General features: G+C 64.0%; 14 protein-coding genes, 1 tRNA gene and 1 pseudogene. 7 read left to right on the top strand and 9 right to left on the bottom strand.

All coding sequences use genetic code 11. The features are described 5' to 3' along the window. The first annotated feature begins 55 nt into the window (after positions 1-55). From betB to RFM52_RS32785, 3 genes and pseudogenes are all read left to right on the top strand, one after another. Positions 56-1,519: a betaine-aldehyde dehydrogenase gene (gene betB, locus RFM52_RS07530; protein WP_320294866.1), complete on the top strand. Its 1,464-nt coding sequence runs from the start codon at positions 56-58 to the stop codon at positions 1,517-1,519. Between the two features lie 66 nt (positions 1,520-1,585). Then, positions 1,586-1,837, top strand: coding sequence for a type II toxin-antitoxin system ParD family antitoxin (locus RFM52_RS07525; RefSeq protein ID WP_320294865.1), 252 nt, complete (start codon positions 1,586-1,588; stop codon positions 1,835-1,837). A 100-nt stretch (positions 1,838-1,937) separates the two neighbouring features. Continuing rightward, positions 1,938-2,251: pseudogene (locus tag RFM52_RS32785) on the top strand (type II toxin-antitoxin system RelE/ParE family toxin). Between the two features lie 16 nt (positions 2,252-2,267). On the opposite strand, the gene RFM52_RS07510 reads toward RFM52_RS32785, so the two are convergent. Continuing rightward, a complete protein-coding gene (locus RFM52_RS07510) occupies positions 2,268-4,505 on the bottom strand; it encodes a mannose-1-phosphate guanylyltransferase/mannose-6-phosphate isomerase (RefSeq protein ID WP_320294862.1) in 2,238 nt (745 codons plus the stop codon). A 192-nt stretch (positions 4,506-4,697) separates the two neighbouring features. Between RFM52_RS07510 and RFM52_RS07505 the strand changes: the two genes are divergently transcribed. Continuing rightward, positions 4,698-4,774: transfer RNA gene (locus tag RFM52_RS07505), tRNA-Pro, on the top strand. A 59-nt stretch (positions 4,775-4,833) separates the two neighbouring features. On the opposite strand, the gene RFM52_RS07500 is transcribed toward RFM52_RS07505, so the two are convergent. Both RFM52_RS07500 and RFM52_RS07495 read right to left on the bottom strand, forming a co-directional pair. Continuing rightward, a complete protein-coding gene (locus RFM52_RS07500; RefSeq protein WP_320294861.1) occupies positions 4,834-5,199 on the bottom strand; it encodes a type II toxin-antitoxin system RelE/ParE family toxin in 366 nt (121 codons plus the stop codon). 4 nt (positions 5,200-5,203) lie between these two features. Then, the gene (locus RFM52_RS07495) at positions 5,204-5,497 is read right to left on the bottom strand and encodes a type II toxin-antitoxin system ParD family antitoxin (protein ID WP_320294860.1); all 294 of its coding nucleotides are present in this window, start codon (positions 5,495-5,497) and stop codon (positions 5,204-5,206) included. A gap of 217 nt (positions 5,498-5,714) precedes the next feature. Here RFM52_RS07495 and RFM52_RS07490 point away from each other — a divergent pair, with 217 nt between their 5' ends. Beyond that, on the top strand, positions 5,715-6,050 hold the full coding sequence (locus RFM52_RS07490) for a hypothetical protein (RefSeq protein WP_320294859.1): 336 nt from the start codon (positions 5,715-5,717) through the stop codon (positions 6,048-6,050). 25 nt (positions 6,051-6,075) lie between these two features. Here the strand turns inward: RFM52_RS07490 and RFM52_RS07485 are convergent, their stop codons facing one another. From RFM52_RS07485 to RFM52_RS07470, 4 genes are all read right to left on the bottom strand, one after another. Continuing rightward, complete coding sequence (locus RFM52_RS07485; protein WP_320294858.1) at positions 6,076-7,695, bottom strand: ABC transporter ATP-binding protein; 1,620 nt, start codon at positions 7,693-7,695, stop codon at positions 6,076-6,078. 1 nt (position 7,696) lies between these two features. Continuing rightward, a complete protein-coding gene (locus tag RFM52_RS07480) occupies positions 7,697-8,821 on the bottom strand; it encodes an ABC transporter permease (RefSeq protein ID WP_320294857.1) in 1,125 nt (374 codons plus the stop codon). Beyond that, positions 8,814-9,737: an ABC transporter permease subunit gene (locus RFM52_RS07475; RefSeq protein WP_320294856.1), complete on the bottom strand. Its 924-nt coding sequence runs from the start codon at positions 9,735-9,737 to the stop codon at positions 8,814-8,816. Before RFM52_RS07475 ends, RFM52_RS07480 begins: the two co-directional genes overlap by 8 nt. Positions 9,738-9,911: 174 nt before the next feature. Beyond that, positions 9,912-11,504 (bottom strand): peptide ABC transporter substrate-binding protein, encoded by a 1,593-nt coding sequence (locus tag RFM52_RS07470; protein ID WP_320294855.1) that lies wholly within the window; start codon positions 11,502-11,504, stop codon positions 9,912-9,914. Positions 11,505-11,878: 374 nt separating this feature from the next. Between RFM52_RS07470 and RFM52_RS07465 the strand changes: the two genes are divergently transcribed. Together RFM52_RS07465 and RFM52_RS07460 are read left to right on the top strand one after the other, a co-directional pair. After that, entirely contained in the window at positions 11,879-12,244 is a 366-nt protein-coding gene (locus RFM52_RS07465) for a TadE family protein (protein ID WP_320294854.1), read from the top strand. A gap of 146 nt (positions 12,245-12,390) precedes the next feature. Continuing rightward, positions 12,391-14,133, top strand: a complete 1,743-nt coding sequence (locus tag RFM52_RS07460; RefSeq protein ID WP_320294853.1) for a TadG family pilus assembly protein — start codon at positions 12,391-12,393, stop codon at positions 14,131-14,133. Positions 14,134-14,140: 7 nt separating this feature from the next. Here RFM52_RS07460 and bglA read toward each other — a convergent pair whose 3' ends face one another. Beyond that, the gene (gene bglA / locus RFM52_RS07455; protein ID WP_320294852.1) at positions 14,141-15,796 is read right to left on the bottom strand and encodes a beta-galactosidase BglA; all 1,656 of its coding nucleotides are present in this window, start codon (positions 15,794-15,796) and stop codon (positions 14,141-14,143) included. Continuing rightward, entirely contained in the window at positions 15,796-17,793 is a 1,998-nt protein-coding gene (glgX, locus tag RFM52_RS07450; RefSeq protein ID WP_320294851.1) for a glycogen debranching protein GlgX, read from the bottom strand. The genes bglA and glgX overlap by 1 nt, the downstream gene beginning before the upstream one ends. Positions 17,794-17,934: the final 141 nt, after the last annotated feature.

Raw genomic sequence — 17,934 nt, 5'->3', positions numbered from 1 at the left:
GGCATTGTCGGGCGGGTGCCCTCCCCGCCCAGCGACCAGGAATGGAGAAAAAGCCATGCGCGCCCAGCCGACAGCATCGCACTACGTCAATGGCCGCTACATCGAGGATGAAGGCGGCGCGCCACTGCCCGTGATCTATCCGGCGACGGGCGAGACCATAGCGACGCTGCATTCGGCGACGCCCAATGTGCTGGAGCTGGCAATCGAGGCAGCCCGCGCCGCCCAGCCGGCCTGGGCGCGGCTGAAGCCGGTCGAACGCGGCCGCATCCTGCGCCGCGCCGCCGACATCCTGCGGGCGCGCAATGGCGATCTGGCGCGGATCGAGACGCTCGACACCGGCAAGGCGATCCAGGAGACGCTGGTGGCGGATGCGCCTTCAGCCGCCGATTGCCTGGAATATTTCGCCGGAGCGGTCGCCACATTCAACGGCGAGATGATCGATCTCGGCGGACCCTTCGCCTATACGAGGCGCGAGCCGCTCGGCGTCTGCGTCGGCATCGGCGCCTGGAACTATCCGATCCAGATCGCCGGCTGGAAGTCGGCGCCGGCTTTGGCCATGGGCAACGCCATGGTGTTCAAGCCCTCGGAGAACACCCCTCTGTCGGCGCTGGCGCTGGCCGAGATCTACTCGGAGGCCGGCCTGCCCGACGGGCTGTTCAACGTCGTGCAGGGCTATGGCGATGTCGGTGCCGGCCTCGTCGGGCATGACGTCGTCGCCAAGGTCTCGGTGACCGGCTCGGTGCCGACCGGCCGCAAGGTGCTATCGCTCGCCGGCTCGAAGATGAAGCACGCGACGATGGAGCTCGGCGGCAAGTCGCCGCTGATCGTCTTCGACGACGCCAATCTCGAGAACGCCATAGGCGGCGCCATGCTCGGCAACTTCTACTCCAGCGGCCAGATCTGCTCGAACGGCACGCGCGTCTTCGTGCAGAAGGGCCTGCATGACCGCTTCGTCGAGCGGCTGGTCGAGCGCACCAAGAAGATCCGCATCGGCGATCCGCTCGATCCGGAAACGCAGATGGGCCCGCTGGTCAACAAGGCGCAGCAAGACAAGGTCATATCCTACATCGAAGCCGGCAAGCAGGAGGGTGCGACGCTCGCCTGCGGCGGAAGCGTGCCGTCACTGCAGGGTTTCGAGGGCGGTTTCTTTGTCGAGCCGACGGTGTTCACCGGCGTCACCGACACCATGCGCATCGCGCGTGAAGAGATTTTCGGGCCGGTGATGAGCATCTTGAAATTCGACAGCGAGGACGAGGTGATCGAGCGCGCCAACGATACCGAGTTCGGGCTGGCGGCGGGCGTGTTCACGCGCGACCTGCCGCGTGCGCATCGGGTGATCGCCGAGCTGCAGGCCGGCACCTGCTGGATCAACGCCTACAATCTCACGCCTGTCGAAATGCCCTTCGGCGGCGTCAAGCAGTCCGGCATCGGGCGGGAAAATTCGCTGGCGGCGCTGGCGCACTACTCGCAGCTGAAGGCGGTCTATGTGGAGACGGGAGACGTGGCGGCGCCTTATTGACCTGGCAAACGGCTTTGGTCAGCCTATCATAAATTGATAAGAATGGATAATCCAAAGGATGATGCCATGCCTGCCAGCTACAATATCGGCTCCCGTTATGAGGCATTCGTACGCGAGCTTGTCGAGAGTGGCCGCTACGCGAGCGCCAGCGAAGTGGTACGCGACAGCTTGCTTGAGGAACGCGAGGAGCAGCGGCAGGTGAAACTTGCTGCATTGCGTGAAGATATCCGTAAGGGGAAGGAAAGCGGGCCTGGCATTCCAGCGTCGGAGGTTCTTGACCGGCTGGAGGCGAAATACCGCGACAAAAGCCACACCTAGAGCAATTCCAGGAAAAGTGTGAGCGGTTTTCCGTACGGAATTGCGTAAAAACAAAGAGATAGAGCGGTTCGCCGTTTCTATGAAACGGTGAAACGCTCTAATGGCAGTCACCTTCTCACCCGCCGCCGCCAGAGATGTCGAGGAAATTGGCGACTACATCCATAGCGAAAACCCAGCGGCTGCCCGACGCTTTGTAGCGGCGCTCAGAGCGCGGTGCGATCGCATCGCCAACGCACCACGTGGGGCGCGCCTCGATACTCGTTGTCACCAGACCTACGATCTGTCCCGTTTCAGCACTATGTAATCTTCTATGTGGCTGAAGGGGACGATGTGCGAATTGAACGAGTCGTGCACGGCGCTCGCGATATCGATGCTATTTTCGATGCTATTTTCGATGTGGACGACGACGCGTAGCCGCTGGCGTCAACCTTCACTCCTTCTGTGCCGTCCCGTCCAGATACTGCGTCAGCGCACAGACCAGGTGATAGAAAATGCTCGCCGGCACTTCGGTCGCCAGTGAGCGGCCGCGTTCGTCGATGCGGTCGATCCAGAGGCCGAGCGGCGCCGGGTCTATGTGCCAGCGGAACAGGCGACCGACGCGCGCCTCGATCTCGGGCTTGAGGTCCGGCCCGCCCGAGCCGTCGAGCGCGATCGCCGCCTTGATCGCCTCGGCCTGCGGCCAGCTTCGCGAGACCGTGTCGAGCGGCAGGCCCTGGCGCGAGACGGCGCCGTAGGCAAGGCCGGTAGCGCGGTTGAGGCCGTTGGCAATGGCTGAGGCATAGAGTTTACGGGCAAAGGCTGTGAGCTCGCTCTGGCCGCTGCGGGCGGCGAAATCGACCAGCAGCGAGGCCCATTCGAAATGATGGCCGGGCTCGGTCCAGTTGGCCTTTCCGTTCGCCGCCGGCCTCCAGCCTTCGTCGAAATATTCGCCGAGCGTCCAGCTCTCGGCATCGAAGAAATGGCTGCGGAAAAGGTCGATGATGCGCGCCGCGCGCCGCAGATAGGCGCGCTCGCCGGTCGCCTGATGCCAGGCGAGAAAAGCCTCCAGAAAATGCATATGCGGGTTGGAGCGCCGCTCGTCCGCGCCGTCGGAGGTTTCCAGAAAGCCGGTCATGCGGCTGTCTTCGAGATGCGCGTCGAGGAAGGCAAACGTCTCCTCGCCGAGCCGCAGCGCGTCGGGATGGCCCGACATGTGGGCGTGGGCGAGCGCCAGAAGCACGCAGGAATGGTCATAGGCGTCCTCAACCGGATCGGCGACCGAACCGTCGATGTTGAGCGTGCGCACCCAGCCGCCACGCTCGGTACGGCCCTGACCGGCCATAAAGTCGATGCCGTGCGCGATCAGCCGGTCGGCCGGCCCATCCCAGCCTCGCTCCTTGGCGACCGCGAAGGCATAGACCTGACGCGCCTGCGTGCGCATGCGCTTGGGTTTCATCAGCGGCGCGGCGTCGAAGCCCAGCGCCTCATGAAAACCGCCATGGCGCTCGTCGACGCCAAGGGTCGACCATAGCGGCAGCGTCTCGTCGAACAGCCAGTGGCGCACGCGCCGCCGCCAGGCGCCGCTCTCGATGACGCGGTCATGCGCCGGCGTGAACCTGGTCTCCAGCCGGCCGGATTTCTCCAACTGCTCGACAATCTTCTTGACGTGCTGGCTGTGGCTGACCGGCGCGACGAACGTGGCGTCGGCGGTGGAGACGACGGCCACGTCCTTCATGCCGATGGCCGAGAGCAGCCGCCCATCGCTGCGGATGTAGGAGTTCTCGCAATCGATGGCGACGACGTCTCCGACGATGACGTTGCCGTCCTTGTCGGACGGGCCGACGTCGAGCAGCGATTGCCAGGAGCCGAGATCGTTCCAGCGGAAGCCGGCGGGCACCATGGCGATGTCCTTCGCGCGTTCCATGATGGCGTAGTCGATCGAGGTCGACGGGATCGCGGAATAAAGTTCCAGCGGCATATAAAGGCCGGACAGATCGCTGGTCGCAGCCTTGTAGGCGGCTTCCGTCGCCTGCCAGATTTGCGGTTCATGGGCCGCGAAGGCGTCGCGCATGGCGCCGGCGCGGAACAGGAAGATGCCGGTGTTCCAGTAGAAGCTGCCGGTGTCGAGATAGGCTTGCGCGGTGGCGAGATCCGGCTTCTCGACGAAGCGCGACACGTCGAAGACACCGTCCTTGCCGGCCCCGACCTCGATATAGCCATAGCCGGTCTCGGGCTGTGTCGGCTTGAGGCCGAACACCACGAGCCGGCCGGCATTAGCCGCCGCCGCGCCCGCCTCGATGCTTTGCCAGAACTGGCGAGGCGTCGATATCTCGTGATCCGACGGCACCACCAGCACCAGCTCGTCGCCATATTCGGAGAGCGTGCGCAGGCTGGCCAGCGCCACGGCGGCCGCCGTGTTGCGGCCCGTCGGCTCGAACAGCGGTCCGCCGCCGGCAAGATCGAGACCGGCAAGGTCGGCATGGACGCGCTCGGCGTGACGCTCCGCCGCGATCAGGAAGATCGGCGTCTCACCGTCGGGCCGCGCCGCCAGCCGGCGCAAGGTCTTGGCCAGCATCGAGCCATCGCCCGAGAAGTCGTGGAACTGCTTGGGGTTGTCCTCGCGCGACAACGGCCACAGCCGCGATCCGACGCCGCCGCTCATGACAAAACTGACGATGCGCTGGCTCATGAACGACCTTGTCAAAAAGTCCGGCTCCGACGGCCTGGACTTACGACAAAAGCCTTTAAGCCCACCTTTACCCGACAGCCAAATCCTATGCCATTCAGGCAAGCTTCGCGAAAGAAGGGAAATGCGACAGAAGTGCTGTCATTGGCGCTTGCAGGATCGGAACGTGGCAGCTATAAGCCCGCGGTCTGGTCACGGAGTGTAGCGCAGTCTGGTAGCGCACCTCGTTCGGGACGAGGGGGTCGCAGGTTCAAATCCTGCCACTCCGACCAGAAAAAACAAGCACTTGGCTTTTCCCGAAATCGCTATCCGTCTCAAAGCAGGACCGCGGTCAAGCGTCGCCATAACTCGTGGGCAGATGGCGCTGCAGTTCCATCGCGTCGTGGAGAACGCGACCAATTCCGATGACCTGGGAGGTCATCCGGTAGAGTAGGAAATGGCGCGGTCGCAAGACAATGCCATGTTCGGTCCGCGCGTGGGCCCGACTATGGCGCAGGTGGTAACTGCGGATATTGTTTCCCAGCTCCGCGCGGGCGATGCTGCCACCTCGTTGGGGATCAGCGACAATGTCGCGCAGGGCCACGATCAGCAGCCGCTCGTAACGGGCACGCGCGATCTCGCCGAAATAGACTTCCGCGTGGGCGAGTATCTGGACGATGTCTTCCTGCGCGGCCGCCGAAAGCCGATATAGGACCATGGCCTTACAAGCCGGCTTTTTTCGCGCGCAAGCTTGCCTGTTGTCCTAGGCCACTCATAAATTCTTCGAGGTCGTCTTCAGTAACATCCTCGAAACGACCTTGCTCAATGTCGTGGAAGCCAATGGCGGCCGCCTCCTTGAGTGCGGCTAGCTTCGCGGCTTCCCTCGCCTCGCGCTGCTCGATCAGCCGCAAGCCATCACGCAACACCTCGCTGGCGTTCTGATAGCGCCCGGTTTTCACCAAACGGTCGATCACTTCCTCAAGGTGTTCCGTTAGGACAACATTGCGTGTCGGCATCGCGATATCCGCTCCAATTCAGCCAGCATAATACAGGGCATGGCATATTATGCCAATGAGCGTTGTGGTCGTCACCGTCGCTTGGGAGGATGGCTAGGCTGAGGAAACAGGAATCGCGCAACAATGCTCGACAATAGGTTCTCACTTTGACCTAATGGCAGCCCCACCCGATTTCGGATGCGCGGGGAATGTATAACGGCGAACCAAGGTTAAGAGTATGAAGTTCACGCCGACAACCATTGTACCGATGATTACGCTCCTGCTTGTTGCCGCCGGCTGCTCGTCGACCACCGCGTCGATCAGCCCGGCGAAATACGACAAGATGAACTGCCCGGAGCTCAACAGCGCGGTCGGCGACACCGCCACCGATATTTCACGCACAGCAATCGCCCGCGGCAGGGTCGCCAACACCCCCGTGCCGACGTGGCTGCTCGGCGGCGAGCGCGTGAAGACTGTGGTGGCCAATCGCGAAACCGCCCGGATCGACAGGTTGCAGCAACAGCAGCGGGTGATCGTCGCGACGCGGAGGCAGAGGTGCCCGGCCTCGCAGTAGCCGAACCGATCAGGCTTGCCCGGGTTCAAGCGCTCATGCGGAACTTTGTCGTATCGATCGCGGCCTTCATCAGCGTCTGCGTATAGGCTTCGCGCGGATTGTCGAAGATCTCCTGCGTCGGACCTTCCTCGACGATCTTTCCCTGCTTCATCACGATGATGTAGTCGGCCATGGCGCGAACCACCGCGAGGTCATGGCTGATGAACAGGTAGGACAGTTCGTGGTCGGCCTGCAGCTTGCGCAACAGCTCGACGATCTGCTTCTGCACGGAGCGGTCGAGCGCCGAGGTCGGCTCGTCCAGCACCACCACTTTCGGCTTCAAGATCATGGCGCGGGCAATGGCGATGCGCTGGCGCTGGCCGCCGGAGAATTCGTGCGGGTAGCGGTTGCGCGCGTTGGGATCGAGGCCGACCTCGCGCAGCGCCTCGACGGCGCGCTGGTCGCGCTGCTTGCCTGTGAGCGAGGGCTCGTGCACCAAAAGGCCTTCGGTGATCACCTGGCCGACGGTCATGCGCGGCGACAGCGAACCGAACGGATCCTGGAAGACAAGTTGCAACTCTCGCCGCAGCGGCCGCATCGCCTGGCGATCGGCTTCGGATATATCGCGGTCGCCAAAGCGGATCACGCCGTCGCTGGGCAAGAGCCTGAGTAGCGCGCGGCCGAGCGTCGACTTGCCCGAACCGGACTCGCCGACGATGCCGATCGTCTGGTTGCGCTTCAGCCGGATCGAGATCCTATCCACCGCGCGCAGCATCAGCGGCTCGCCGCCTAGGAAGCCGCCGCCGATCTTGAAGACGACTTCGACATTGCGGCCTTCCAGCAGTACCGGCGAACTGGCGGGCGCCGCCGCCTTGGTGCCGGTGGGCTCGGCCGCGAGCAGCATCCTGGTGTAAGCATGCTGCGGGTTGGCGAAAAGCGCTTCCGCATCGCCCTCCTCCACCACCTCGCCCTGGCGCATGACATAGACCCGGTCGGCGAAGCGCCGCACGATACCTAGATCGTGGGTGATGAAGACGATCGCCATGCCGAGCTTGCGCTGCAGTTCGGCCAACAGCATCAGGATCTGCGCCTGGATGGTCACGTCGAGCGCCGTGGTCGGCTCGTCGGCGATCAGGATATCGGGGTCGTTGGCCAGAGCCATGGCGATCATGACGCGCTGGCGCTGGCCGCCCGACATCTCGTGCGGATAGGATTTCATCCGCCGTTCGGGATCGGGGATGTGCACCAGCCGCAAGAGCTTCAGCGCTTCTTCGCGCGCGGCGGCCGCGGAAAGTCCGCGATGCCGGCGGATCGGCTCCATAAGCTGGTTGCCGATGGTGTAGAGCGGGTCGAGCGAGGTCATCGGCTCCTGGAAGATCATGCTGATCTTGCGGCCGCGCACCTTGTTGAGATCGCTCTTCGACATGGCCAGAAGGTTCCGGCCGCGATAGTCGACCTGGCCCGTCGCCTCGCCGTTGGAAGACAACAGGCTCATCGCCGCCATCATCGTCTGGCTCTTGCCGGACCCGGATTCGCCGACGACGGCGACCGTCTCGCCGGCATTGACCTTGATGTTGATGCCCTTGACCGCTTCGACGGTGCCGTCGAGGGTCTGGAAGCGGACGCGCAGGTCCTTGACGCTGAGGATCGTTTCGGAAGCGGTCATCTCAGCGGTCCTTGGGGTCGAGCGCGTCGCGCAGGCCGTCGCCGACGAAATTCAGCGCGAACAGCGTCGAGACGAGAAAGAAAGCCGGGAACAACAGAAGCCAGTTGGCGTAGCCGATGTTCTTGGCGCCGACCGAGATCAGCACGCCCCAGCTGGTCATCGGCTCCTGCACGCCGAGACCGAGGAAGGAGAGGAAGCTTTCCAGGATGATGACCTGCGGCACCAGCAGCGTCATGTAGATGACGACCGGCCCGAGCAGATTGGGAATGACATGGCGCAACAGGATGCCGCGCTGGCCGACGCCCATGGCTTCCGCAGCCTGGACATATTCCTGCCTGCGGATCGACAGCGCCTGGCCGCGCACGATGCGCGCCATGTCGAGCCACAGCACGGCGCCGACAGCGAGGAACATCAGCACGAAGTTGCGGCCGAAGAACACCACCAGCATGATGACGAAGAAGATGAAGGGCAGCGAATAGAGCACGTCGACGATGCGCATCATCACCTCGTCGACCCTGCCGCCGGAGAAGCCCGCTGTCGCGCCGTAGATGACGCCGATGACGCCGGCGACGACGCCGGCGAGCAGGCCGATGGCCAAGGAGATGCGTCCGGCCATCAGCGTGCGCGAGAGCAGGTCGCGGCCGGTGTTGTCGGTGCCGAAGAAGAAATATTGCTGCTTCACGGCCGAGCTCATCGTCACTTCGAGGCCGTCGGGCGACTTGCTCTCGATCCTGGTGTCGTCGAAGGCGTCGGAGCGGTCGAGATAGCGGATGTTGCGGTCGTCGATCGGCTTGGTCGAGGTGACGGTGACGATGACGCGGTTGCCGTCCTGGTGCCACTCCTTGATGTCGGCGCGCATGCGCTTGATGGCGTCGCCCAGCGCACCCTGGATCATCTCAGGCTTCGGATAGGCCGAAACGCTCGGCGGCATGCGCACATAGTCGCCATAGATGGTGGTGTACTCATGCGGCACGACCCACGGACCGCAAATGCTGATGACGGCGATGAAAGCCAGGTAATAGAGGCTGAGCATCGCGGCGCGGTTGCGCTTGAGCCGCGCCCAGGCATTGCCCCAGAGCGAGCGGCCGACGATCGGCTCGGGTACGGCGACGGCGAGGTCAGTCATAGCGGACCCTCGGGTCGACGACCGCATAGAGCAGGTCGACGATCAGGTTGAAGACGATGGTGAAGAGCGCGATCACCACAACGGTTCCCATGACCAGCGTGTAGTCGCGGTTGAGCGCCGCATCGACGAAGTAGCGGCCGACGCCGGGGATGGAGAAGATCGTCTCGACGATGATCGAGCCGGTGAGCAGCGCGGCGGCCGCCGGGCCGGTGAACGAGACGATCGGCAGCACGGCGCCGCGCAGCGCGTGCTTGACCACCACCGACCAGTCGGACAGGCCGAGCGCACGCGCCGTGCGGATATGGTGCGAGCGCAGGCTCTCGATCATCGAGCCGCGCATCAGGCGGGCGACGATGGCGATCTGCGGCAAGGCCAGCGTCAGCACCGGCCCGACCTTGTTGATGAAGGCGCCGTCGCCCCAGCCGCCGATCGGCAACAGCTTCCAGGACAGCCCGAAGACGAGCTGGATCACCGGCGCGATGACGAAGGTGGGGATGGTGCTGCCGGCGGTGGCGAGCGCGATCACCGAATAATCGCCTATCTTGTTCTGGTTGAGCGCGGCGATGGTGCCGAGGATGGAACCCAGCAGCAGCGCCAGCACCAGAGCCGAGGTGCCGATCTGGATCGAGATCGGCAAGCCCTTGGCGAAGAGTTCGGTGACGGTGAAGTCAGGCAGATTGTAGCTCGGGCCGAAATTGCCGCGCAAAAGATTGCCGAGATAGTGGACATATTGCAGCCAGAGCGGATCGTTGAGGCCGAACTGGGCTTCGAGATTGGCCCTGATCTCGGGGCTCAAGCCCCGCTCCTGGTTGAACGGGCCGCCAGGGGCGACGCGGATCAGGAAGAACGCCACCGTCACGATGACGAAGAGCGTGGGGATGGCGGTCAACAGCCGCCGGAAGACATAACGCAGCATCGGCGCCCCGCTTCAGCCAGGGCAACGGCTCTCCAGACGAAGATCCGTGGCGCCGGCATCTCTGATCTTCGCACCGGCATTCCCGAAAATCCAACCCGATTTTCGGCCCGGCACGACGACAGACCGCGACCGCCGCTATCGGAAGATAGCGGCGGCGCGGCCAAGGGTTGATCGTCAGTCCTTGGAGATGAAGCGGGATGGATGAACGTCCATGACGTTGTCGGTGAAGCCATGCAGCTTCGAGGACACGATGTCGTGGTAGCTGTAATAGAGCAGCGGGATCTGGCCGACATCGTCGACGAGGATGCGCTCGGCCGCGGCGAGGTCCTTCATGCGCTCCTCGGGCTTGCCGCCGGCGGCGGCGGCCTTGTCCATGGCGGCCTCGTAGGCCGGGCTGTCGTAGTCCGAGTAGTTGTTGCCGCTCGCCTTGCGCGAGATGCCGAGGAAGGTCTCCGGATCCTTGTAGTCGGCGATCCAGGCAGCGCGGGCGACGTCGTAATTGCCCTTCTGCTCGAGGAAGCCGTAGTGGGTCTTGGTGTCGGTGTTGAGCAGCGTCACCTCGACGCCGAGCGGCTTCAGTTGTTCCTGGATGGCGACCGCCGTGTTCTTATGGTTTTCCGAGGTGTTGTAGCGGATTTCCATCTTCAGCGGATGCTCGGGCGTGTAGCCTAGCTTCTCCAGGATCTTCTTGGCCTCGTCCTCGCGGTCGATCTGCGGCATGTCCGCGTATTTGGCCATCGCCGGCGTGTAGCCCTCGATGCCGGGAGGCACCATGGAATATCCAGGCAGCATGGAGTTCTGCCAGACCTTCTCGGCCAGGAAGTCGCGGTCGATCGCCATCGAGATGGCATTGCGGAGCTCGACATTGTTCCAAGGCGCTTTGTCGGTCTTGATGGCGTAATAATAGGTGCCGAGATACGGGCCGACCTTGATCTGATCGCCGAACTTGGTCTTGAGGTCGGCCAACTGCTCGGTCGGCAGATCGTCATAGCTGTCGAGCTCGCCTGCCTCGAAGCGCTTCATGGCGGAGGAACGGTCCTCGGTCGGGATGTAATTGACGGTGTCAATCTTGACGCTGGCGGCATCCCAGAATTTCGGGTTCTTGACCAGCTTGAGGTGGTCGTTGGGCACCCATTCGGCGAGCGTATAGGCGCCGTTGGACACGAGCTTGCCGGGCTTGATCCAGTCGGCGCCGAGCTTGTCCATCGAGGCCTTGTTGACCGGATAGGTCGCCTGGTGGGTCAGCATCTCCAGGAAGTAGGGTGTCGGCGCCTTGAGCGTGACTTCCAGCGTGTTGGCATCGATCGCCTTCACGCCCATGTCCTCAGCCTTGCCCTTCTTGGTGTTGAAGTCTTCGGCGCCCTTCACCGGATAGAGCATCGAGGCGTATTCCGCGCCGGTCGCGGGATCTTCCAGGCGGTGGAAGGCAAAGACGAAGTCTTCCGCCTTCACCGGGGTGCCGTCGGACCACATGCCGTCCTTGCGCAGCTTGAAGGTATAGACGGTGCCGTCGTCCGAGACGGTCCAGCTTTCGGCGGCGCCCGGGATGAGATTGGCCTTCTCGTCCTGCATCACCAGTCCCTGGAACAGGTCGCGCAGGATGTTGGCTTCGTAGACGGTCGAGGTCTTGTGCGGATCGACAGATTCCGGCTCCGCGGCGCTGCCGCGGTTGTAGACCACTTCGGCAAAAGCATGCGTGTAAAAGGAGCCCGTGGCCAGAGCCATGGTGGTGGCGAACACCGTCGCCTTCAGCATATTTTTCAGCATGAAGTTCTCCCTGTCGGCGCAGCCCCTCAGCCGCGCCTCTTTAAGTTTTAACACCTCGGAACCGTTGAAACGGCCCCGTTTCAGGCGTGCCGCCGGTCCCTTCCGGCGGCTGGTGGCAGGAGACTAGACAGAGCGAAATCTTATTTCAACCATTGCCTGCTTGACGCAAAGTGAGCGTCATCACGCTAAAACAGCAAAACCTAAAGCTTAGAGCTTGCCTTCAACTTGGTACACCTGCCGGTTGTTCGAGGCATTTTCTGTTTTTGCAGGCAGGTTTTGGCATTCTCCGTATCATGCTGAAAAACCGAAAACTCCCTGTTTCCTGGTCTCGTTTCCCGGCAGACGCCGAGGGCACGTCAGCAATCGAATTCGCCATGCTGGCACCGATCTTCATCCTGCTTCTGCTCGGCATGGTTGCATATGGAATCTATTTCGGCGCCAGCCATTCCGTCCAGCAGATCGCCGCCGATGCGGCGCGCACGGCGATTGCCGGCCTGAACCAGACCGAGCGGCAGGCACTGGTCACCGATTTCATCGCTCACGATGTCTCGGGCTATCCGTTCGTCGACCCCAACAAGCTGACCGTCAACGCGCAGGACAGCGTCGCCGACGGCAGCCAGTTCGTCGTCTCGGTCACCTACGATGCGCGCAACCTGCCGATCTGGAATCTGTTCAAGACGCTGCCGCTACCGGGCACCACGATCCAGCGCCAGTCGACGATCCGGGTCGGAGGCATATGATGCCCATCAAGGGGGGGCTTAAGCGGTTTATCGTTTCCAGGAAACGCCAAACCGCTCCATCTGTTTTCCGTGACGCAATTGCGGACGGAAGGCTACGGCGAAGTCGCCGAACCGAACCGCTTCGCACTTTTCCTGGAATTGCTCTCATGGCGGCGACGCGAAGGCTCGTCGCCGACCGTAGCGCGAATTTCGCCGTCATGACGGCGCTATGCACGCCGGTGGCGCTGGCGCTGACCGCCTTCGCGATCGACGAAGGCTCGCTTTACAATGAGCGCCGCGCTGCGCAGTCGATCGTCGACCTTGCCGCCATCACCGCGGCCTCGAACATCACCCATGCGCAGCAGGCGGTGCTGACGACGCTCAGCGACAACGGCATCACCTCGGTCGCCGTGCAGGAGCAAGGCACCACCGTGGCGCCAACCGCCAGCAAGGCGGTCGTCCAGATCGTGCCGGGACGCTACACGGGCGTCAGCGCCATTGCCGCCGGCAGCCGGTTCGAGGCGGGCAAGCTGCCTTACAATGCCGTGCAGGTGTCGCTGAAGAAGCAGGGCACGCTCTATTTCGCCGGCTCGATCATGTCGCCGCCCACTCTCGGCACGACCGCTATCGCCAGCGCGCAGCCGCAAGCGGCTTTTTCGGTCGGCTCGCGGCTTGCCAGCCTCAATGGCGGCATTCTCAACGCGCTTCTCGGCGGCCTTCTCGGCGGCAACATCTCGCTCAGCGTGATGGATTACAATTCGCTGGTGTCGGCCGATATCGATGTTCTTTCGTTCACCGATGCGCTGGCCACGCAATTGCATCTGACCGGTGTCAGCTATTCCGACGTGCTCGCCTCCAAGGCAACGGTCGGCCAGATCGCCACCGCCATGGCCAACGTGCCCGGGCTGGACCACACAGCCAAGATCGCGCTCCAGACCATGGCCTCCAGCGCCACCAACACCGTCAAGATTCCGCTCAGCAGCCTCGTCGACCTGGGCTCGGTGGGCAACCTCGGCCTTGGACAAAAACCGGCCGGGCTGTCGGTCGACGCCAGCGCGCTCAGCATGCTGACGGCGGCGGCAGCACTTGCCAACGGCACGAACCAGGTCGCGGTCAATCTCGGCGCCACCATACCTGGGCTGGCATCGACCACGCTTGCCATCGCCATCGGCGAGCCGATGCAGAATTCGGCCTGGCTGGCGGTGGGAGAGGCAGGCACGGTGGTGCGCACTGCGCAGACGCGCATCAAGCTCAACGCCAGCGTCACGCTCGGCAATGCCAATCTCGGCGGCGGCATCAGTCTGCTTGCCGTCAACCTGCCGCTCAATGTCGAGGTCGCCTATGCGGAAGCCAAGCTGACCGACATCACCTGCCCGACCGGACCCTCCAGCATCAAGGTGTCGATCGCCGCGCAGCCGGGCGTGGTCGCGGCTCATCTGGCCAAGAGCAGCGCCAGCGGTTTCGCCGACTTCACCCAGCCGCAATCCTTCTCCGACGCAGAGATCGCGGATGTCAGCCTCAAGCTGCTGCTGATCAACCTCAATCTGCTGCAGATCAATGGGCAGTCGGCCTTTTCGGTCACGAACATGGCGCCGACCACCCTGACCTACAACGCCTCCGACATCGCCAACAAGGCGATCAAGACGGTGTCGACGAAGAACCTGACGCAGTCGCTGACGACATCGCTGGTCAACAACCTGTCGCTGTCGGTCAATGCGCCGGGGCTCGGCCTCGACGTGACCGCCCTGCTCGGCACCGTGAAGCCTGCAGTGACGACGCTGCTCAACGGCGTGACCGCGCCGGTCGACGACCTGCTCTACAATGTGCTTGGGGCGCTCGGTGTCCATGTCGGCGAGGCAGACGTGCGCGTAACCGGCGCGACCTGCGGGCGCTCGGTCCTCGTCCAGTAAGCCGCCTTCAGGTAATTCTGCCGACGAAGCACCCCACGGGCGGCAGTGCCAGGCCAATCTCCTCGAGGACACCGCCAAGAACGCCGGCAACGTCAGCGGCAAGAGCCGTTATCTCGGCATCCCTGATCTCGGCCGGCAGGGCCCAGCTCGACGGCTCCGCGGCGAAGTTGAAGACGCATAGCAATCTCTCGTCTTCGTGCTGGCGGATGAAAGCCAGCACATCGCCCTCGGCCTCGAGGAAACGGATAGAGCCAGCGATCAGCGCCGGATGGCGCTTGCGCAGGGCAAGGATCGAGCGATAAGCCGCCAGCACGGAGCCGCCTTCGCCATCCTGGACATCGACCGCACGCGCACGATGCGCTTGCGGCACCGGCAGCCAGGGCTTGGCCGTCGAGAAGCCGGCATTGTCCGCCTCAGCCTGCCAGACCATCGGCGTGCGACAGCCGTCCCTGCCCTTCACGCCCGGCCAGAAGCGGATGCCGACCGGATCACGCAGATCCTCATAGGCGAGTTCAGCTTCATCGAGGCCCAGTTCCTCGCCCTGGTAAAGGCAGATCGAGCCGCGCAGGCAGGACAAAAGCGCGATCGAGAACTTGGCCACCGCGTCCGGGCTCTCGCCAGGCCGTGTCCAGCGGCTGACATGGCGCACGACATCATGGTTGGAGAAGGCCCAGCAGACCCAGCCGTCCGGGGCGGTGGTCTCGAACGCCTCGACGCAGCCGCGCACATGGGCGGCGGAAAATTGCGGGCTGAGCAGGTCGAACGTGTAGCACATCTGCAGTTTGTCGCCGCCGGAGACATAGGCGGCGAGCGTCTGCAGCGAACGCTCCTCGTCCCCCACCTCGCCGACCGCGGCGCGGTCTTGATATTCGTCGAGCAGCGCGCGGAAGCGTTTCAGGAAGTCGAGGTTCTCGGGGCGCGTCTTGTCGAAAAGATGCTCCTGGAACCCATAGGTGCTTGTCGAGCCGTTGGTGCCGGCGACGCTTGACGCCAAGGGCGGGTTATCGCGCAGCCAGCGGTCATGGACATAGTAGTTGACCGTGTCGAGCCGGAAGCCGTCGACGCCGCGCTCCAGCCAAAAGCGCACGGTGTCCAAAAGCGCGTCCTGAACGTCCGGATTGTGGAAGTTCAGATCCGGCTGCGAAGCCAGAAAATTGTGCATGTAATATTGCCGGCGGGTGGCGTCCCATTCCCAGGACGGGCCGCCGAAAACAGACAGCCAGTTGTTGGGGGCGTTGCCGTCCGGCCTGGCGTCGGCCCAGACATACCAGTCGGCCTTGGCATTGTCGCGGCTGGCCCGGCTCTCGACGAACCATTCATGCTTGTCGGAAGAATGCGAGATCACCTGGTCGATGATGAGTTTCAGGCCGAGCCGATGCGCCTCGGCGACCAGCGCGTCGAAATCCTCCAGGCTGCCGAACATCGGATCGACGTCGCGATAGTCGGATACGTCGTAGCCCATGTCGGCCATCGGCGACTTGAAGAAGGGCGAGAGCCAGACCGCGTCGACGCCGAGCGAAGCGATGTGGGTGAGCCGCGCGGTGATGCCCTTCAGGTCGCCGCCGCCGTCGCCGCTCGTGTCCTGGAAGGAGCGCGGATAGACTTGGTAGATGACGCAGCCGCGCCACCATTCGGTCCCCTGCCCTGGATTGTCGCCAGCCATCACGAACCCTTCCCGCTGCGCGATTTGGCGGCACGCCGCTCGATCATGAAATTGACGCTGCGGCCGGGCAACGGCCGCGCGAGGTCGACCGGCTGAGTCTCGATTGCCGGGCGCCATTCAAATCCGTCCCGCGCCGGCAAGGTGAAGACACATTGGCGGCGGTCGCCATTGATCACGACGGCCAGGCGGTTGCCTTCGGTATCGCCAAGCAGCATGACGAGGCGATGCCGGCCGGGATCGTTCCAGTCCGTATCGCCGAGCGGCGCACCGGTCTCGGTCAGCCAGGCCACGTCGGGAATGTCCGCTCCGTCGGCCGGCTCGCCCGCCAGGAAGTGTGTATCCGCCAGAGCGGGAAAGACCCGGCGCAGCGAAGCGAGTGACGATGCATATTGCTCGAGCGCCCGATCGCGGCCTGTCCAGTCGAGCCAGGTGACGGCGTTGTCCTGTGCGTAGGCGTTGTTGTTGCCTTTCTGCGTGCGGCCGAACTCGTCGCCGGCGGTCAGCATGATGGTGCCGCGCGAGGCAAAGAGCGTGGCGAGCAGCGCGCACTGGTCGGCGAAGCGGGCCCTGGCGATCGCCTCCTCATCCGTCTCGCCTTCGGCGCCGTTGTTCCAGGACAAATTGTCGTTATGGCCGTCGCGGTTCTGCTCGCCATTGGCCTCGTTGTGCTTGCGCTCATAGGCGACGATGTCGGCCAGCGTCATGCCGTCATGCGCGGCGATGAAGTTGACCGTGCGGGTCGTCGGCCGGCCCTCCCGGCCGAAGACATCGGAGGAACCCGCCAGCCGCGTGGCGAGCGAGCCGATCGCGCCGGTATCGCCGCGCCAGAAGCGCCTGACATCGTCGCGGTAGCGGTCATTCCATTCCAGATAGGGCGGGCGGAAATTGCCGAGCTGGTAGCCGTTCGGGCCGATATCCCAGGGTTCGGCGATCAGCGCGCGGTCGGCGAGCAGAGGATCCCCGGCGATGGCCTGAAGCAACGGCGCTTCCGGCTCGAAGGCGCCGTCGATACGGCCGAGCACCGGCGCCAGATCGAAGCGGAAGCCGTCGACACCGGCGAAGCGGACGAAGTGTCGGAGCGTGTCGAGCACCATCTCGCGCATCACCGGATGGTCGCAGGCGACCGTGTTGCCGGTGCCGGTGTCGTTGACCAGCCTGCCGTCCTCCTGATGCCGGTAGTAGGCCAGCGCATCCAGCCCGCGCAGCGACAGCGTCGGGCCGAGCCGGTCGCTCTCGCCGGTGTGGTTGAAGACGAGATCGAGGATGGTGGCAATGCCGGCATTGCGCAGCGCGGCGACGGTATCGCGCAGTTCCTTGAGGCCGCCGGGCGCGAGACGCCGATCGAGCGCCATGAAGGTGACGGGATTGTAGCCCCAGGCGTTGCTCAGCCCTAGCGGCGGCAGATGCCGCTCGTCGATCGACGCGGTGACCGGCATCAGCTCGACCGCGGAGACGCCGAGATGCATCAGGTGCTCGACGACAGCTGGATGGGCAAGCGCCGCGACGGTGCCGCGCTCAGCCTCCGGCACGTCCGGATGCAGTCTGGTGAAGGAGCGGACGTTGAGCTCGTAGATCAGCCCGCCGGGCTGGAACAGCGGCGGCTTGGCCGGCACTGGTTTGAGCGGGGACCGCGCAATCGCCTTCGGCATCAGCGAGGCCGTGTCGGCGCCTTCGCTGCGTTTGGCGGCAAGCCGCCAATGGTATTGGTATGGACGATCGACCTCGACGGCATACGGGTCGGAGAGAAGCTTGTTCGGATCGAACCACAGGCCGCGCTCCGGCGCATAGTCGCCGTCGGCGCGAAAGCCGTAGCGGGTGCCGTCGCCAAGGCCGGGGACAAGCAGCGCATGCACGCCCTCGCCTTCCGGGTTGAGCTCCAGCCGATCGAGCTCGCGCGCGCCGGTCCCGTCGAAAAGCGAGACCCTGAGCCGTCGCGCCGATGAGGACCAGACGGCGAAGCGGATGCCTTCGGGAGTGATGGCGGCGCCGAGGGTCATGCAGGCGCCTTCCCTTCTCCCCTTGTGGGAGAAGGTGGATCGGCGCGCAGCGCCGAGACGGATGAGGGGTGTTGGAAGGAATGGGGCGCAGGTGTTCTGGACGCCGGTTTGCGCCAAGCTGGAGCACCCCTCATCCGTCGC

The sequence above is a fragment of the Mesorhizobium humile genome (assembly GCF_033977215.1).
GTDB lineage: Bacteria > Pseudomonadota > Alphaproteobacteria > Rhizobiales > Rhizobiaceae > Mesorhizobium > Mesorhizobium humile.
Note: the sequence above shows the minus strand (reverse complement) of the source record. Positions and strands in the feature narration are given on the sequence as shown.

Coding starts and splice junctions, on each gene's coding strand:
- betB (WP_320294866.1), top strand. CDS start 56: ATGCGCGCCCAGCCGACAGCATCGCACTACGTCAATGGCCGCTACATC.
- RFM52_RS07525 (WP_320294865.1), top strand. CDS start 1,586: ATGCCTGCCAGCTACAATATCGGCTCCCGTTATGAGGCATTCGTACGC.
- RFM52_RS07510 (WP_320294862.1), bottom strand. CDS start 4,505: ATGAGCCAGCGCATCGTCAGTTTTGTCATGAGCGGCGGCGTCGGATCG.
- RFM52_RS07500 (WP_320294861.1), bottom strand. CDS start 5,199: ATGGTCCTATATCGGCTTTCGGCGGCCGCGCAGGAAGACATCGTCCAG.
- RFM52_RS07495 (WP_320294860.1), bottom strand. CDS start 5,497: ATGCCGACACGCAATGTTGTCCTAACGGAACACCTTGAGGAAGTGATC.
- RFM52_RS07490 (WP_320294859.1), top strand. CDS start 5,715: ATGAAGTTCACGCCGACAACCATTGTACCGATGATTACGCTCCTGCTT.
- RFM52_RS07485 (WP_320294858.1), bottom strand. CDS start 7,695: ATGACCGCTTCCGAAACGATCCTCAGCGTCAAGGACCTGCGCGTCCGC.
- RFM52_RS07480 (WP_320294857.1), bottom strand. CDS start 8,821: ATGACTGACCTCGCCGTCGCCGTACCCGAGCCGATCGTCGGCCGCTCG.
- RFM52_RS07475 (WP_320294856.1), bottom strand. CDS start 9,737: ATGCTGCGTTATGTCTTCCGGCGGCTGTTGACCGCCATCCCCACGCTC.
- RFM52_RS07470 (WP_320294855.1), bottom strand. CDS start 11,504: ATGCTGAAAAATATGCTGAAGGCGACGGTGTTCGCCACCACCATGGCT.
- RFM52_RS07465 (WP_320294854.1), top strand. CDS start 11,879: ATGCTGGCACCGATCTTCATCCTGCTTCTGCTCGGCATGGTTGCATAT.
- RFM52_RS07460 (WP_320294853.1), top strand. CDS start 12,391: ATGGCGGCGACGCGAAGGCTCGTCGCCGACCGTAGCGCGAATTTCGCC.
- bglA (WP_320294852.1), bottom strand. CDS start 15,796: ATGGCTGGCGACAATCCAGGGCAGGGGACCGAATGGTGGCGCGGCTGC.
- glgX (WP_320294851.1), bottom strand. CDS start 17,793: ATGACCCTCGGCGCCGCCATCACTCCCGAAGGCATCCGCTTCGCCGTC.